General features: G+C 75.1%; 12 protein-coding genes. 9 read left to right on the forward strand and 3 right to left on the reverse strand.

Features of this window, described 5'->3' with window-relative positions; translation table 11 throughout:
* Positions 1–115: 115 nt before the first annotated feature.
* The 3 genes from ACIQPQ_RS17465 to hmgA form a co-directional block, all read right to left on the reverse strand.
* Positions 116–1,279 (reverse strand): type ISP restriction/modification enzyme, encoded by a 1,164-nt coding sequence (locus ACIQPQ_RS17465; RefSeq protein ID WP_401304772.1) that lies wholly within the window; start codon positions 1,277–1,279, stop codon positions 116–118.
* A 294-nt stretch (positions 1,280–1,573) separates the two neighbouring features.
* Positions 1,574–2,323, reverse strand: a complete 750-nt coding sequence (locus ACIQPQ_RS17470) for a GntR family transcriptional regulator (protein ID WP_401304775.1) — start codon at positions 2,321–2,323, stop codon at positions 1,574–1,576.
* Between the two features lie 27 nt (positions 2,324–2,350).
* A complete protein-coding gene (gene hmgA, locus ACIQPQ_RS17475; protein WP_401304778.1) occupies positions 2,351–3,700 on the reverse strand; it encodes a homogentisate 1,2-dioxygenase in 1,350 nt (449 codons plus the stop codon).
* A 204-nt stretch (positions 3,701–3,904) separates the two neighbouring features.
* Between hmgA and ACIQPQ_RS17480 the strand changes: the two genes are divergently transcribed.
* The 9 genes from ACIQPQ_RS17480 (at position 3,905) to ACIQPQ_RS17520 (ending at position 15,214) form a co-directional block, all read left to right on the forward strand.
* Positions 3,905–4,621 (forward strand): nuclear transport factor 2 family protein, encoded by a 717-nt coding sequence (locus ACIQPQ_RS17480; RefSeq protein ID WP_401304781.1) that lies wholly within the window; start codon positions 3,905–3,907, stop codon positions 4,619–4,621.
* Entirely contained in the window at positions 4,618–5,232 is a 615-nt protein-coding gene (locus tag ACIQPQ_RS17485) for a TetR family transcriptional regulator (RefSeq protein ID WP_383774899.1), read from the forward strand. The genes ACIQPQ_RS17480 and ACIQPQ_RS17485 overlap by 4 nt, the downstream gene beginning before the upstream one ends.
* Positions 5,233–5,426: 194 nt before the next feature.
* Entirely contained in the window at positions 5,427–7,730 is a 2,304-nt protein-coding gene (locus tag ACIQPQ_RS17490) for a molybdopterin oxidoreductase family protein (RefSeq protein ID WP_401304784.1), read from the forward strand.
* Between the two features lie 136 nt (positions 7,731–7,866).
* Positions 7,867–9,372, forward strand: coding sequence for a CitMHS family transporter (locus tag ACIQPQ_RS17495; protein ID WP_401304787.1), 1,506 nt, complete (start codon positions 7,867–7,869; stop codon positions 9,370–9,372).
* Between the two features lie 168 nt (positions 9,373–9,540).
* Positions 9,541–10,788 carry an MFS transporter gene (locus ACIQPQ_RS17500; RefSeq protein WP_401304789.1) on the forward strand — a complete coding sequence of 416 codons (1,248 nt, stop codon included), beginning with the start codon at positions 9,541–9,543 and terminating at the stop codon, positions 10,786–10,788.
* Positions 10,789–10,895: 107 nt separating this feature from the next.
* Positions 10,896–11,522: a hypothetical protein gene (locus ACIQPQ_RS17505; RefSeq protein WP_383774910.1), complete on the forward strand. Its 627-nt coding sequence runs from the start codon at positions 10,896–10,898 to the stop codon at positions 11,520–11,522.
* Positions 11,509–12,525 (forward strand): class F sortase, encoded by a 1,017-nt coding sequence (locus tag ACIQPQ_RS17510; RefSeq protein WP_401304791.1) that lies wholly within the window; start codon positions 11,509–11,511, stop codon positions 12,523–12,525. Before ACIQPQ_RS17505 ends, ACIQPQ_RS17510 begins: the two co-directional genes overlap by 14 nt.
* 137 nt (positions 12,526–12,662) lie before the next feature.
* Positions 12,663–14,051, forward strand: a complete 1,389-nt coding sequence (locus ACIQPQ_RS17515) for an aldehyde dehydrogenase family protein (protein ID WP_401304793.1) — start codon at positions 12,663–12,665, stop codon at positions 14,049–14,051.
* Between the two features lie 83 nt (positions 14,052–14,134).
* Complete coding sequence (locus tag ACIQPQ_RS17520) at positions 14,135–15,214, forward strand: Zn-dependent alcohol dehydrogenase (protein ID WP_401304794.1); 1,080 nt, start codon at positions 14,135–14,137, stop codon at positions 15,212–15,214.
* Positions 15,215–15,219 lie beyond the last annotated feature (5 nt).

A 15,219-nucleotide genomic window follows, 5' to 3' on the forward strand; every position in this document is an offset into this window, starting at 1 on the left:
CTCCCCGTCCGTCATCCCCACGGCACGCGGCGACCCACGGTGTGTTCGCGGGCACCTGCCCGTACGGCTCGCGCCCACCCCGGCGCCCCGGAGTCCGGCGGTCCTGACGGTCCGTTCACAGCAGCGCGAGCTGCCCCTCCGGGCCCTCCTCGTCGAGGGTCAGCACCGACGCGGGCCGTCGGGCCCCGTCCGGGACGGGCAGAACTCCCGCCGCCCGCAGGTCCGTTGCCGTGACCAGCGCGCCGCCCGCCGCCCCCGCCTCGATCTCCGCCGTCAACTCGGCGCGCCGCGGCTCCAGTTCGGCCAGCAGGGTCAGCACCGTCACCAGCTCCAGCAGTTCCGAGGTCCAGCCCTGCGGCCACCCCGACGGGCGGATCGCCTCCAGCGTGCCCGGCCCGGCGGGCGCCGTCCGCTCCGCGAACCACCGCTCCAGCACCCGTTCCCCGCCCGCCTCGAACTCCCAGGCGGCCAACGGCACCGGCGAGACGCGTCCCTCGTCCAGGTGAAGCGTCTCCTCGTCCGCGTCGTGGCGCAGGGTGACCGGGCGGGCCGGAAGCGGCGCCCGCACATACGGCCGACGGCCACCCGGCAACCGCGGACGCTCCCCGTCCCGGCGCAGCAGCCACAGCATCCGGCGCCCCCACGCGACCCCCCGCGACCACAGACCGGGGTCACGGGTCAACGGCACGGTCCGGTCGGGCCGTACGACGGCCAGCGTCCAGGCCAGGACCTCCAGCGGGTCGGGGGAGTGGCCGAGGAACCCCGCCAGCCCCGGCGCGAGATTGGGCTCCGCGCCGCCCGGCCGCCGGTACAGCGGACGGACCCGGCCCGTGCGCAGCGTCGGGAAGAGCGAGGTCGCGAGCAGGAACGGCGGCTCGGCCGACTCCACCACGAACACCTGCCGCTCGTCCGCCACCCGCCACAGCTCCGGGCGGGCCGCGTCGATCAGCCGGTGGTCCGGGATCAGCCACCGCTCGTCGAACGGCGCCGCCAGCACCCGGACCGGATCGGGGCACGGGCCCGACGCCCGCACCAGCCGCCCGGTGTCCGCCGGCCGGCCGGGCAGCCCGGCCACCGCCGTGTGCGCGGTCCGCGCCCGCGACGGCTCGAACAGCGCCTCCCGCTCCGGCCCCTCGGCCTTCATCAGCGCGTCCCAGCGGGCCCGGAGGGACGCCGGATCGGGCGCCGTCGGCCAGCCCCGGCCCAGCCGCGGCGGTGCGACGGACCACGGCATCAGGTCGGCCAGCGGCACGGCGTCGTCGAGCGTCACGCCCGGCATCGTACGACGCCCCACCCCGTCCCGGTCACGGACCACCACCCCTCACCGAAACGGGTGGCCCCCCGACCGGGGGCCCGCCGCGCGGCACACCCCCTCACCACCGCGCAGCCCGGCGGCGCACCCCCGCCCGCCCTCGCGCCAGGCGGCCGGAGCCCGCCCGCCGCGCCTCCGGCGGGCCTCCCCGCCCGTCTCGGTCACGGTCCGCCCCGCCGTCGCGGGGACGGGTGGCGCCCCGACCGCGAGCACCGTCACGCGGCACACCCCGTCCCCCCCCCACAGCACCCACCCCACCCCTCACGGCGCGTCCAGTGTCACCGTGAAGGAGAACCGGTCGCCCCGGTAGTGGATCACCGCGGCGTCCAGGACGCGGCCGTCGCCGTCGTAGGTCACGCCGGTGTAGTGGAGGATCGGGCTCAGCAGCGGTACGCCGAGGAGGCGGGCCGTCTCCGGGTCGGCGAGGCGGGCCTCGACCGTGTCGGTGATGCGGCCGATCGACGCCCCCACCACGTCCCGCAGCACCTTCGTCATCGGCCAGCGCACCAGGTCCTCGGGGTCGATGAGGGCGGCGAGTTCCGGACGGACGTAGTTGCGGGCGTGGTTGGTCGGTTCGCCGGTCTTCTCGTCGCCGCGCAGCCGGTGGTACGTCGCCACCTCCGCCAGATCCGGGAAGAACTCGGCGAGTTCGGCCGGGACCGGCGCCCGCCCGTGCCCGAGCAGCTCGGTGCCCATGCCCGACTGCTGGGCCACGATCGCGTCGACCGAGCCCAGCAGCCGCACCGGGGCGCCCCGCACCGCGGTCGGCTCGATGAACGTGCCGCGCCGCCGGTGCCGGGTGATCAGCCCCTCGTCCTCCAGCTCCTTCAGCGCCTGCCGCATCGTCAGCACGCTCACCCCGTAGTGCCCCGCCAACTGCTCCTCGGTGGGCAGCCGCAGCGGGTCCCGGGCCGAGCGGCCGAGTATCGAGGCGCGCAGCGACTGCGACACCTGGTACCACAGCGGCAGCTTGCGGTTGAGGACGACGGAATCCGGGGCGAAGGAGGTCACGGGACCATCCGTACCGGGCGCCATGCGTCAGTGCAACGGGCGGAAGTGACGTTCCAGGCCCGACCACACGCTGTCGTACCCGTGCTGCAGGTGGTCCGCCTCCGCCGCCTGCGGGGTCAGCGTCAGCGGCCAGCGCGTCTCGAACATGAACGCCAGCCCGTCGTCGATCTTCTGCGGCCGCAGCTCGGCGGCGCTCGCCCGGTCGAACGTCTCCCGGTCCGGGCCGTGCGCCGACATCATGTTGTGCAGTGAGCCCCCGCCCGGCACGAAGCCGCCCTCCCCGGCCGCCTTGGCGTCGTAGGCGCCCTGTACCAGGCCCATGTACTCGCTCATCACGTTCCGGTGGAAGTACGGCGGCCGGAAGGTGTCCTCGCCCACCAGCCAGCGCGGCGCGAACGCCACGAAGTCGACGCCCGCGAGGCCCGGGGTGTCGGTCGGCGAGGTCAGCACCGTGAAGATCGACGGGTCGGGGTGGTCGTACGAGATCGACCCGATGACGTTGAACCGGCGCAGGTCGTAGACGTACGGGACGTGCGTGCCGTGCCAGGCGACGACGTCGAGCGGGGAGTGGCCGTAGGTGGCCGTCCAGAGGTTGCCGCAGTACTTGTTGACCACCTCCACCGGGCCCGCGACGTCCTCGTACGCGGCGACCGGCGCCCGGAAGTCCCGTGGGTTCGCGAGGCCGTTGGCGCCGATCGGGCCCAGGTCCGGGAGCTGGAACGGGGCGCCGTAGTTCTCGCAGACGTACCCCCGGGCGCCGGACGGGCCGTCACCGGTCCCCGCGTCCACCAGCTCCACCCGGAAGCGGACCCCGCGCGGGACCAGCGCGACCTCGCCCGGACCGGCGTACAGCACGCCCAGCTCGGTGCGCAGCAGCAGCCCGCCGCGCTCGGGGACGATGAGCAGCTCGCCGTCCGCGTCGCTGAACACCCGCTCCATGGAGGCGTTCGCGTGGTAGAGGTGCACCGCCATGCCGGTGCGCTGGGCGGCGTCGCCGTTGCCGCCCAGGGTCCACAGCCCGGCCAGGAAGTCGGTGCCCGGCGCGGGCTCCGGCAGGGGGTTCCAGCGCAGCCGGTTGGGGTCGGGGACCGTCTCCGTGAACGGCGCCGTGCGCAGGCCGCCGTTGCCGGTCCGGGTGAACGCCGGGTGCGCGGCCGACGGGCGGATCCGGTACAGCCACGAGCGGCGGTTGTGCGCGCGCGGCTCGGTGAACGCCGACCCGCTCAGCTGCTCGGCGTAGAGCCCGAGCGGGGCCCGCTGCGGGGAGTTGCGGCCCTCGGGCAGCGCTCCGGGCACCGCCTCCGAGGCGTGTTCGTTGCCGAACCCCGTGAGGTACGTCAGCCTCTCGGCCGTCTTGCGCGCGTCCCCGCCGTCCATGCCAGCTCCCTCGCCGCTCGGATGTCCCGTACGTCTTTCCCGTACGCCGCTGATTCCTATGCATCACCGTAGGATTGCGTTTTCCCGGGCGCAAGGGGGGAGACGTGCGGGGAACGGGTCATCCCCCGGGATGACGATCACCGGTGGCGAGAACCCGACCCCAGGGGGATTCCCGCGTCGTACCGGTGTTCTACGCTCCCGAGCATGTCGTGGACGCGTGGCACCCTTCCCGCGCTCGCGGTCTGTGTCCTGCTGCTGACCGGATCCGCGGGCTGCGGCTCCTCCGGCGAGCCCGCGCGCGACCCTGCGGGCAGCGCCGCCGCGCCCTCACCCGTCGGCAAGGTCCTCGACGACACCGACGACGACGGGCGGCACTACCGCGAGGTGGCCCGCGAAGGCGCCCCGCACGTCCGGGTCGAGGTCGAACCGGACGCCGACGGCAGCTGGGACGTCCGGCTCAACGTCCGCGACTTCCGCTTCTCGCCCGCCGGGACCGCGAAGCGGGCCGTCCCCGGCCGCGGCACCGCCCGCCTCTTCGTGGACGACCGCTCCGTCGCCGACCTGCGCGACCCCGCCTACCGCATCCCCGCGGGCTACCTGCCGCACGGCACCCACCAGGTCACCGCCCGGCTCTACGCCGACGACGGCACCGTGTGGGCGGTCGACGGCCGCCCCGTGCAGAGCACCGCCGACATCACGGCCTCCGAGCCGGACCCGTCCGGGGACACGGCACCGGAGTCCTCCGGGGTCGCGCCGTCGGGCGCCTCCGGGGCCGGAGCCGGGTCCGGGGCCGGTTCCACGGGTGTCACCACCGCTTTTGCGCCGACGTCCGCCGGGTACGCGCCGACGCTGAGTGCTCCGGGTGTTCCGCTCCGTACCGGGGGGCGAGGTTCACCGGACCGCGGCGGAAAGGCATCATGAAGCCCGTGCCCCACGCGACATCGCTCCGGCGCGCGCCTGTGCAGCGGCGCAGCGCGGAACGCCTGACCCGCATCCTCGACGCCTGCGCCGACCTCCTCGACGAGGTCGGCTACGACGACCTGAGCACCCGCGCCGTCGCCCAGCGCGCCGGCGTGCCCATCGGCTCCGTCTACCGCTTCTTCGGCAACAAACGGCAGATGGCCGACGCCCTCGCCCAGCGCAACCTGGAACGGTACGCGGAGCGGGTCACCGAACGGCTGCGCGCCGCCGGGACCGGCGACTGGCGGGCCGCGATGGACGCCGTCCTCGACGAGTACCTGGCCATGAAGCGCACCGCGCCCGGCTTCTCCCTCGTCGACTTCGGCAACCAGATCCCGGTGGGCTCCCGCGCCGAACCCAACCACCGGGTCGCCGACCGGCTCACCGACCTCCTCGCCGGACACCTCGTCCGCGAGCCCGACGAGGACCTGCGCCGGGTCTTCCTGATCGCCGTGGAGACCGCCGACACCCTGGTCCACCTGGCCTTCCGCATGGCCCCCGAGGGCGACCCCAAGGTGATCGAGGAGACCCGGCAACTGCTGCGCGCGTACCTGGGACGGGTCCTGGACTGAGGGCGCGGCCTGGACTGACAGGAGCGCCCGCGCGGGTGCTGAACGGCGCCGGTCGCCCCGGCCCGGCCGGCCCCGCCCGGCCCGTCGGCCCCGACCGGCCCCGCCCGCCGCCGATCGCCGCCGCCCCTCCCGTACGTGCGTACCGGTCGGTATGCTCGGTCGGTGAGCGCCGTCGCCACCCTCCGGGAGGACCCGTGTCCCGCACCGCCCTGCGCATCTGCCCCCTGTGCGAGGCCACCTGCGGCCTGACCCTCACCGTCGAGGGCACCGCCGTCACCGGCGCCCGCGGCGACCGCGAGGACGTCTTCAGCAAGGGGTTCATCTGCCCCAAGGGCGCCGCCTTCGGCGCCGTCGACGGCGACCCGGACCGGCTGCGCGGCCCCCTCGTGCGGCGCGACGGCGAACTGCGCGAGGCGACCTGGGCGGAGGCCTTCGACGCGGTCGCCGCCGGCATCCGCCCGCTCGTCGAGCGGTACGGCCCGCACGCCGTCGGCGTCGTCCTCGGCAACCCCAACGTGCACACCATGGCGGGCGCCCTCTACCCGCCCGTGCTGCTCGCCGGGCTCGGCACCCGCAGCCTCTTCACCGCCTCCACCGTCGACCAGATGCCCAAGCACGTCTCCAGCGGACTCCTCTTCGGCGACGCCAACGCCATCCCCGTACCGGACCTGGACCGCACCGACCACCTGCTGCTGATCGGCGCCAACCCCCTGGAGTCCAACGGGAGTCTGTGCACCGCGCCCGACTTCCCCGGCCGCCTCAAGGCGCTCCGCGGGCGTGGCGGCACCCTCACCGTCGTCGACCCGCGCCGCACCCGCACCGCCCGCCTCGCCGACCGCCACGTCGCCGTCCGGCCCGGCACCGACGCCCTCCTCCTCGCGGCGATGACCCAGGTCCTGTTCGCCGAAGGACTGGTCGACCTGGGGGAGTTGACCCCGCACGTCCAAGGCGTCGACGAACTCCGGGACGCGATACGGGACTTCACCCCCGAGGCGGTCGCCGCCGCCTGCGACCTGGACGCCGCGCTGATCCGCACCCTGGCCCGCGAACTCGCCGCCGCGCCCACCGCCGCCGTCTACGCCCGCATCGGCAGCTGCACCGTCCCGCACGGCACCCTCGCCAGCTGGCTGGTCGACGTCCTCAACATCCTCACCGGCAACCTCGACCGGCCCGGTGGCGCCCTCTTCCCGCAGGCCGCCACCGACCGCGCGCCCCGGCCCGCCGGACCCGGCCGCGGCTTCGACCTCGGCCGCTGGCACTCCCGTGTCGCCCGCCACCCCGAGGTCAAGGGCGAACTGCCGCTGTCCGCGCTCGCCGAGGAGATCGACACCGCCACCGAGGAGGGCACCCCGATCCGCGCGCTGATCGCGGTCGCCGCCAACCCGGTCCTCTCCGCACCCGACGGCGACCGCCTCGACAAGGCGCTCGGCTCGCTCGACTTCATGGTCTCCGTCGACCCCTACCTCAACGAGACCGCCCGCCACGCCCACGTCGTGCTGCCCCCGCCGCCGCCCTCGCAGAGCCCGCACCACGACTTCGCGTTCAACACCCTCGCCGTCCGCAACCAGGTCCGCTACAGCCGCCCCGCCGTCCCGCTGGAGCCCGGCAGGATGGCCGAGACCGAGATCCTGGCCCGGCTCACCCTCGCCGTCACCGGCATGCACGGCGCCGACCCGGCCGCCGTCGACGACCTCGTCATCGGCCAGACCCTCGGCAAGGCCGTCCGCGACCCGCGTTCCCCGGTCCACGGCCAGGACCCCGAGCGGCTCGCCGCCCGGCTCACCGGCGCCACCGGCCCCGAGCGCCGCCTCGACCTGATGCTCCGCCTCGGCCCGTACGGCGACGGCTTCGGCGCCCGCCCCGACGGCCTCGGCCTGGACCGGCTGCTCGCCCACCCGCACGGCATCGACCTCGGCCCGCTCCGCCCCCGCCTGCCGCAGCCCCTGCGCACCCGCAGCGGCCGTGTCGAACTCCTCCCCGGGCCGATCGCCGCCGACCTGCCCCGGCTGCGCGCCGCGCGCGACGACCGCCCCACCGGGCTCGTCCTCGTCGGCCGCCGCCACCTGCGCTCCAACAACAGCTGGATGCACAACGTCCCGGCCCTCACCGGCGGCACCAACCGCTGCACCGTCCACCTCCACCCCGACGACGCCGCGCGCCTCGGCGTCCGCGACGGGCAGCCGGTGCGGGTGACGGGCCCCGGCGGCGCGGTCACCGTCCCCGCCGAGATCACCGACGGCGTACGCCGGGGCGTGGTCAGCGTCCCGCACGGCTGGGGCCACGACCGTCCCGGCACCCGCCTCGGCCACGCCTCCGCCGACCCCGGCGTCAACGTCAACCAGCTCCTCGACGGCCGTACGCTCGACCCGCTCTCCGGCAACGCCGTCCTCAACGGCGTCCCCGTCGAGGTCACCGCGCTCACCGACGGCTCCGATCCCCTCGCCGCCGGCCCCCGACCGGACGCACCGCAGCCGCAACCGCTCGCCCCGCTGACCTGAGCAAAGCCGTGACCTGGAGTTTTGCGCTTATTGCTCGCAGGTCAACGTCTTGTTAACGGTATTTGAACGGTCCTAACGTCGACGCACCGCCGACCCCCAGGTGGGATGTTCAAGGGCGAACGTTAGGTATCCACTCATGCTGACCATCCTCGGCTTCGCCATGATCGCGACCTTCCTGGTCCTGATCATGATGAAGAAGATGTCGCCGATCGCGGCGCTCGTACTGATCCCGGCCCTGTTCTGCGTCTTCGTCGGGAAGGGCGCCAAGCTCGGTGACTACGTCATCGACGGCGTCACCAGCCTCGCCCCGACCGCGGCGATGCTCATGTTCGCGATCGTCTACTTCGGTGTGATGATCGACGTCGGCCTCTTCGACCCGATCGTGCGGGGCATCCTGAGGTTCTGCAAGGCCGACCCGCTCCGTGTCGTCGTCGGCACGGCGATCCTCGCCGCGATCGTCTCCCTGGACGGCGACGGCTCCACCACCTTCATGATCACCGTCTCGGCGATGTACCCGCTCTACAAGCGCCTGAAGATGAGCCTGGTCGTGATGACCGGTGTCGCCGCGATGGCCAACGGCGTGATGAACACGCTGCCTTGGGGCGGCCCGACCGCCCGCGCCGCCACCGCGCTGAAGCTGGACGCCAGCGACATCTTCGTCCCGATGATCCCGGCCCTCGCCGTCGGCCTCGCCTTCGTCATCGCGCTCTCGTACGTCCTCGGCCGCCGCGAGCGCAAGCGCCTCGGTGTGCTCACCCTGGACGACGGTCTGCGCGACGGGACGCTCGTCTCCGAACCGCTGGTCCGCGAGACGGTCACCACCGGGACGGTCACCTCCGGCGCCGAACTGGTGGGCGCGGGCGCCGCGTCCGGCACGGGCACGGGTGCCGCGGTCGCCTCCGGCGGCACCGGTGGCGACAAGTTCCTGAAGACGGGCGGGGGTTCGGGTTCCGGCACGAACGCCGACCTCGCCGAGGACGACGACGAGCCGGACGAGAAGTTCGCCGCGCTCGACCCCGACCGGGCCACCCTGCGCCCCAAGCTGTACTGGTTCAACGCGCTGATGACGGTCGCGCTCCTCACCGCCATGATCATGGAGTGGCTGCCGATCCCGGTGCTGTTCCTGCTCGGCGCCGCCCTCGCGCTGACCGTCAACTTCCCCCACATCCCCGACCAGAAGGCCCGCATCGCGGCCCACGCCGACAACGTCCTCAACGTCTCCGGCATGGTGTTCGCCGCCGCCGTCTTCACCGGCGTCCTCCAGGGCACCGGCATGGTCGACCACATGGCCCGCTGGCTGGTCGACGTGATCCCCACCTCGATGGGCCCGCACATGGCCTTCGTGACCGGCCTGCTCAGCCTGCCGCTCACCTACTTCATGTCCAACGACGGCTTCTACTTCGGTGTCCTGCCCGTCCTCGCCGAGGCCGGACAGGCGCACGGGGTGTCCTCGCTGGAGATCGCCCGCGCCTCCCTGGTGGGCCAGCCCCTGCACATGTCGAGCCCGCTCGTCCCGGCCGTCTACGTCCTGGTCGGCATGGCCAAGGTCGAGTTCGGCGACCACACCCGCTTCGTGGTCAAGTGGGCGGCCCTGACCTGCCTCGCGATCCTCGCCTCGGGCATGCTGTTCGGCATCATCTGACCGCCCCTCCCCCCTGGGGGCGCACCGCTCCGGCACCGGTTCCGGCCCCGGCGGGGTCCGGAACCGGTGCCGGGCCCGTCCGGTCCCGGCCGCCCCGCCCCCGCCCTCGCACCGGGACCGGGACCGTCCCACCGCCCCGGCCGGGAACCCCGTTCGGAAGGAACCACCATGAGGCCCGCTACGGACCGTGGCTGGCTGCTCCGCCTCGTCATCGCCTTCTGCTTCGCCCAGGGGGCGGTGTCGATGGCCCGCCCCGCCGTCTCCTACCGGGCCCTCGCCCTCGGCGCCGACGAGCGGGCGATCGGCGTCATCGCGGGCGTCTACGCGCTGCTGCCCCTCTTCGCGGCCGTCCCCCTCGGCCGCCGCACCGACCACGGCCGCTGCGCGCCCCTGCTGCCCGTCGGCGTCGTCCTCATCGCCGGGGGCTGCGCGCTCAGCGGCGTCGCCGGAACGCTGTGGGCGATGGCCCTGTGGAGCGGAGTCATGGGCCTCGGCCACCTCTGCTTCGTCATCGGCGCCCAGTCGATCGTGGCCCGCCAGTCCGCCCCGCACGAACAGGACCGCAACTTCGGCCACTTCACCATCGGCGCCTCCCTCGGCCAACTCGTCGGCCCGATCGCCGCCGGGGCCCTGATCGGCACCGACCGGGCGGGCGGCAGCGCCCTCGCCCTGCTCGCCGCGGGCGCGGGCGCCGCCGTCTCCTTCACCTCCCTGTGGCGCATCGAGCACCGGGACACGGCACCCGACTCCCGTACCGGACAGGCCGATCGGGTCCCGGTGGTCGGCATCCTGCGCACGCGGGGCGTGCCCGCGGGCATCCTCGTCAGCCTCGCCGTGCTCTCCGCGACCGACATCCTCACCGCCTACCTGCCCGTGGTCGGCGAGCACCGGGGCATCGCGCCGTCCGTCGTCGGCCTGCTGCTCAGCCTCCGGGCCGCGGCCACCATCGCCTGCCGTCTGGTGCTCACACCGCTGCTGCGGCTGCTCGGCCGGACGGCCCTGCTCACCGTGACCTGCCTCCTCGCGGCCGTGCTGTGCGCGGGGATCGCGCTGCCGGTGCCCGTGTGGGCGCTGGCCGCGATGCTCGCGGTCCTCGGCTTCTGCCTCGGGGTCGGGCAGCCGCTGTCGATGACCACGGTCGTCCAGGCCGCGCCCGACGGCGCCCGGTCCACCGCGCTCGCCCTCCGGCTGACCGGCAACCGGCTCGGCCAGGTCGCCGCGCCCGCGGCGGCGGGCCTGATCGCCGGGGTCGCGGGGGTCGCGGCGCCGTTCGTGATGCTCGGCGGGCTGCTCCTGCTGTCGGCCGGGGTGGCCCTGCGCTCCCCGGAGCGGCCGGCCCCGCGGGAGGGGGCGCCCCCGGCCGGGGGCCAAGCCCGGCGCGGGCGATCGCCGTTGAGCCGGAAGAGCGATATCTGAGGCACGGCACGCGGCGCTTCCGTGACCCACGGGTCGGAATGTGACATTCAGTCAGGCGAAGTCTGAATTGTATGAAAATAGTCTGACTCTGACTCGGAGGAACCCGGATGCCGACCACGTCCCGTCCCCGCAGCACCGCCCCCCGCACGATCGCCGCGCCCCGCAGGGCCGCCGTCTCCCGCAAGGCGGCCGCCCTCACGGCGCTCGCCGCCGGTGGCGCGCTGCTCCTCGCCGCCCCGTCCGCCGTCGCCGCCCCCGGGGACAACGGCGACATCACCGTCCACACCGTCGGCGCCGCGCCGCGGGCCCAGGCCGGTCAGCCCCGCACCTGCAACTTCTACCTGGACGCGTTCAACTTCGACGTCGCCCAGGGCCTCACCTGGACCATCACCCCGCGCTCCGGCCAGAACGGCACCACCGCCCGCCTCTCCGGCGAGGTCACCCTCGCCAACGGCGCCGGGGTCACCGAGAACCTGACGCTGCCGACCGGGCCGTACCAGGTGACCTGGACCGTCGTCGGCGGCTCCCCGACCCCGAAGACGAAGAACTTCGCCCTCGACTGCCCGCGCCGGGCCGGCGCGCCGGGCCCGAACGGCGGCCCGCCCGCGGGCGGCGGCGGCCTCGCCCGCGACGCGGCGTTCACGCCGGTCGCCGGTGCCGCGGCCGTCGGCCTGGCCGCGGTCGGCGGAGCGGCCTGGTTCCGTCTGCGCCGCCGCTCGCATGGCGCCGCGTAGGCGCCGCCGCAGGCCCTGGCACCGGACGCGCGCCTACCGTCTCGCGCGCACGGTCGCGCTCACCGTCACCCTGGTGACGAGCGGCGTCTGGTGGGCCCGGGACGAGGAACCGCCCGACGCGGTCACGGCCGCGTCGGCGGTGCCGGCCGGGGTGACCGGGGCGGCGGCGGAGGGCGCCGCCACCGACGGGCGGGCGCCCGCCCCGGCGGCGGGCCCACCCGACTGGCCCGGCCCGGTCGGCCAGTTGAGGGCCACCCCGCCCAAGCCCGCCCCGCCCGAGCCCACTTCGCGCAAGCCCGCCTCGCCCGGACCCGCCTCGCCCGGAGCCGCGCGGGCCGAGCCCGCCCCGCGCGGGACGGCGCACCCCGCGCGACCGCCGCGGCCGTCGCACGCGTCGCCGCCCGCGAAGCCCCCGGCGGCGTCCGGAGCACCCCGGACGCCGCCGGAGCGGCCGGGACCGAAGCCCCCGGGCGCCCGCGCAGCCACGCCGGGCCCGTCGGCCTCGGCGCACCCTCCCCCCGCCCCCGCCAAAGGCCCCCGCACCCTCCCGCCCTCCCGCGCCACCCGCATCCTCATCCCCTACCTCGAACTCGACGCCCCCCTCACGCAGCTCCGGCTGGACGAGAAGCGGCGGCTTCCCGCGCCCCCGGCCGACAAGCCGAAACTGGCCGGGTGGTACGCCGACGGCCCCGCCCCCGGCGCCCCCGGCACCGCCGTCGCCGTCGGCCACCTCGACACCGACTCCGGACCGGCCGTCTTCGCGGGCCTGTCCCAGCTGAAGCCCGGCCGCCGCATCGAGGTCCGCCGCGCCGACGGACGCACCGCCGTCTACACCGTCGACGCCCTCAAGAAGTACGAGAAGTCGGACTTCCCGAACCAGGAGGTCTACGGGGCCCGCGACCGCCCCGAACTGCGCCTCATCACCTGCGGCGGCGCCTACGACCGCAGGTCCGGCTACTCCGGCAACCTCGTCGTCTTCGCCCACCTCACCAGGACGACCTGACCCCGGCCCGCCCCGTCCCCGCCCCACCCGCGCCCCGTCCCCTCCGGCCGTCCGCGCGCCCCCGCCCGCCCCTGGTGCCCCAAAACTATCGGCGCTAGTTTGGAGGGCGGACGACGCGGACCGCCGGAGGGAACACCATGAAGGCACACGACGGCATCTACCTCGACGGCGCCTGGCGCCCGGCCACCGGCCGCGACGTCATCGACGTGGTCAACCCGGTCGACGAACAGCTCGTCGGCCGGGTCCCGGCGGGCGGCCCCGAGGACGTCGACGCCGCCGTACGGGCCGCGCGCGCCGCCCTCCCGGCCTGGGCGGCGACCCCGCCCGCCGAGCGCGGCGCCTTCCTGGCCGCGCTGCGCGACGCGCTCGCCGCCCGCCAGGACGAGATGGCCGAGACCATCACCGCCGAACTCGGCTCCCCGCTCCCCTTCTCGCAGGCCGTCCACGCGGCCGTACCGATCGCGGTCGCCGGGTCCTACGCCGAACTGGCCGCCACCCACGCCTTCGAGGAGAAGATCGGCAACTCCACCGTCCACATGGAACCGGTCGGCGTGGTCGGCGCCATCACCCCGTGGAACTACCCGCTGCACCAGATCGTCGCCAAGGTCGCCCCGGCGCTCGCCGCGGGCTGCACGATCGTCCTCAAGCCCGCCGAGAACACCCCGCTGATCGCCCAGCTCTTCGCCGAGGCGGTCCACGAAGCGGGCCTCCCCGCCGGGGTGTTCAACCTGGTCACCGGCCTCGGACCGGTCGCGGGCCAGGCCCTTGCCGAACACCCCGGCGTCGACCTCGTCTCCTTCACCGGCTCCACCGCCGTCGGACGGCAGATAGCGGCGACGGCCGGAGCGGCGATCAAGAAGGTCGCCCTGGAACTCGGCGGCAAGTCCGCCAACGTCATCCTGCCCGGCGCCGACCTGGCCCGCGCGGTCAACGTCGGCGTCGCCAACGTGATGACCAACTCCGGCCAGACGTGCAGCGCCTGGACCCGCATGCTCGTCCACCGCGACCAGTACGACGAGGCCGTCGCCCTCGCCGCGGCCGCCGCCGCCAAGTACGGCGACCGCATCGGCCCCGTCGTCAGCGCCCGCCAGCAGCGCCGCGTCCTCGGCTACATCGAGCAGGGCGTCGCGGAGGGCGCCCGCCTGGTCACCGGCGGCCCCGAGGCCCCCCGCGAGCGCGGCCACTGGGTCAGCCCCACCGTCTTCGCCGACGTCACCCCCGACATGACGATCGCCCAGGAGGAGATCTTCGGCCCCGTCCTGTCGATCCTGCGCTACGAGGACGAGGACGACGCCCTGCGCATCGCCAACGGCACCGTCTACGGCCTCGCCGGGGCCGTCTGGGCCGGGGACGAGGCCCGCGCGGTCGCCTTCGCCCGCCGGATGGACACCGGGCAGGTCGACATCAACGGCGGCCGGTTCAACCCCCAGGCGCCCTTCGGCGGCTACAAGCAGTCCGGGGTCGGACGCGAACTCGGCGCCCACGGCCTCACCGAGTACCTTCAGACCAAGTCGCTCCAGTTCTGACCCCGGTCCGCGGGGCCGGTCCCGTCGCCCCCGGCGACCCCGCGCCCCGCCCCGCCGTCCTGACCGCTCCCGAGGAGTCCCCCGTGGTCCGTGCCGCCGTCCTGCCCGCCGTGGGCGCCCCGCTGGAGATCACGGAGATCGACCTCCCCGCGCCGGGCCCCGGCCGGGTGCGCGTACGGCTCGCCGCCGCCGGGGTCTGCCACTCCGACCTGTCGCTCTCCGACGGCACCATGCGCGTCCCGGTCCCGGCCGTCCTCGGCCACGAGGGCGCGGGCACCGTCGTCGAGGTCGGCGAGGGCGTCACCGGCCTCGCCCCCGGCGACGGCGTCGTCCTCAACTGGGCGCCGTCCTGCGGCCGTTGCCACGCCTGCTCGCTGGGCGAGGTCTGGCTGTGCGCCGACGCCCTCACCGGCGCCGCCGAGGTGTACGCCCGGACCGCCGACGGCACGGACCTGCACCCCGGTCTGAACGTCGCCGCGTTCGCCGAGGAGACCGTCGTCCCCGCGGCCTGCGTGCTGCCGCTCCCCGACGGCGTCCCGCTCACCGACGCGGCCCTCCTCGGCTGCGCCGTCCTCACCGGCTACGGCGCCGTCCACCACTCCGCCCGCGTCCGGTCCGGCGAGACGGTCGCCGTCTTCGGCGTGGGCGGGGTCGGCCTGGCCACACTCCAGTCGGCCCGTATCGCGGGCGCCGCCACGATCGTCGCGGTGGACGTCTCCCCGGCCAAGGAGGACCTCGCGCGCGCCGCCGGGGCCACCGAGTTCCTCCTCGCCTCGGCGGACACACCCCGCGAGATCCGCGCGCTGACCGGCCGGCAGGGCGTCGACGTGGCCGTGGAGTGCGCCGGACGGGCCGTCAGCATCCGCGCCGCCTGGGAGTCCACCCGGCGCGGCGGCCGCACCACCGTGGTCGGCATCGGCGGCAAGGACCAGCAGGTCACCTTCAACGCCCTGGAACTCTTCCACTGGGGCCGCACCCTCTCGGGCTGCGTCTACGGCAACTCCGACCCGGCCCGCGACCTCCCCGTCCTGGCCGCCCACGTCCGCGCGGGCCGCCTGGACCTCGGCGCCCTGGTCACCGAACGCATCGGCCTCGCGGACATCCCGTCGGCCTTCGGGAACATGCTGGCGGGCAAGGGCGGCCGCTCCCTCATCGTTTTCTGACCGGA

Origin of the sequence: Streptomyces sp. NPDC091281, assembly GCF_044757425.1 — a bacterium.
Lineage (GTDB): Bacteria > Actinomycetota > Actinomycetes > Streptomycetales > Streptomycetaceae > Streptomyces.